General features: G+C 42.0%; 1 protein-coding gene. It reads left to right on the forward strand.

The annotated features are described in order from the left end of the window. Positions 1 to 136: 136 nt before the first annotated feature. Positions 137 to 1,519: a ClC family H(+)/Cl(-) exchange transporter gene (locus A3O17_RS06305; protein ID WP_064213149.1), complete on the forward strand. Its 1,383-nt coding sequence runs from the start codon at positions 137 to 139 to the stop codon at positions 1,517 to 1,519. Positions 1,520 to 1,698: the final 179 nt, after the last annotated feature.

A 1,698-nucleotide genomic window follows, 5' to 3' on the forward strand; every position in this document is an offset into this window, starting at 1 on the left:
TTTGAGGCGTGGTTTTTATTGACCAATTAAGACCGATTAAAAATCGTTATCCAGAATTACCAATAAATATTTCAAATATTTTGTCATATCTTTTAGAATAGGAAATGGATGCTATAAGAAAAGGAATGGATTAGTTATGGGCAAATTAAGTGTAACGGAAATTTTGCATAAGCCGTTTACAAGCCGCAACCTGTTATACGTTTTTAAAGGAATTTTGGTCGGCTTGGTAACCGGAGTGGTTGTCAGCATTTTCCGGTTGATTATTGATAAGACGATGAAGGGATTATATTTCATTTATCCCTATATGGTAGCCCATCCAAAGACGATTATCCTATACGTAATTGCGACGATTATTTTATGTATCGTACTTGGATTTATTATCCGGCCGCAGTTGTTTTACGTTAAAGGATCAGGTGTTCCGCAAATTGAAGCGGTAATGGATGGTCAACTCGAGATGCATTGGTGGGCCGCACTGTGGCGGAAGTTTGTTGGCGGATTACTGGCAATTTGTCCAGGACTGTTTCTTGGGCGGGAAGGCCCGTGTATTCAAATGGGAGCCTGCATTGGTCAAGGATTTTCAGAAGAAATTTTCCATGGTGATAAACAAGACCGGAATATCATGTTGGCATGCGGAATTGCAGCTGGATTATCAGCCGCTTTCAGTGCCCCATTAGCGGGAGCCCTTTTCTTGGTTGAAGAAATTACCTTGGGGTTTGCTTCAGCAACGGTTTGGCTGGCGGCGTTGGCGGCTGCAGTTGCTTCAGATCTAGTAACCCTCTTATTCTTTGGGTTAACGCCAAGCTTACACTTTATTTATGATTACAGTGTTCCGGTTAAGGATTACTGGCAATTGATTATTTTAGGAATTATTTTGGGGTTATTTGGAAACCTGTACCAACGGGTGATCTTAAGCTTACCGAAATGGTACGGTAAATTGACCATTATTCCCAAAGCATGGCACAGTATTGTTCCGTTGCTGTTAGTAATTCCGATTGGATTGTATTACGTTAAGATCTTAGGTGGAAGTCATGACTTCATCTTGGATTTAACCAGTCCGCATTTTATTAACTATCTCAGTAACCACTTACCAGCAATTGGCTTTGTCGCTCTGTTACTGCTTATTCGGTTTGTCTTTTCAATGGTTTCATACGGAGCATCGACGCCGGGTGGAATTTTCATGCCGATTTTAGTTTTGGGAGCAACGAGCGGCGCCCTTTATGCAAGTATCATGATCCATGCCGGATTATTGGCAAAGGGTTACTTCTTGAACATCGTAATTTATGCAATGGCTGCATACTTTGGAGCAATCGAAAAAGCACCGTTTACGGCGGTTGTCTTGATTTCGGAAATGGTCGGCAGCATCAAGCACATGATGCCGTTGCTGGTCGTAACGCTGATCGCATATGTTATTAATGATTGGCTTGGCGGCCGTCCAATTTATGCTGCATTGAAGGATGAAATGATGAGTTCATTGGATAATCCGCGGAAGAGTGCGGAATTAACAGGGTTAAGGAGTTAATTTAAAGGAAGGTGTGACAAAACGTTAAAAACGAGCGTGGTGGAAGCAGAAAAGCGAACGAATCGCGCAGCATAGATTCGGAGCTTTTCGAACTTCACTAGCTTCGCGCCGTAGCTCGTTTGTTTTGGAACCCGATTATAAGGATCTTTTAAGGAGAGACTGTGACATAAGTATTCAAT

The sequence above is a fragment of the Ligilactobacillus aviarius genome (assembly GCF_001654615.1).
Lineage (GTDB): Bacteria > Bacillota > Bacilli > Lactobacillales > Lactobacillaceae > Ligilactobacillus > Ligilactobacillus aviarius_B.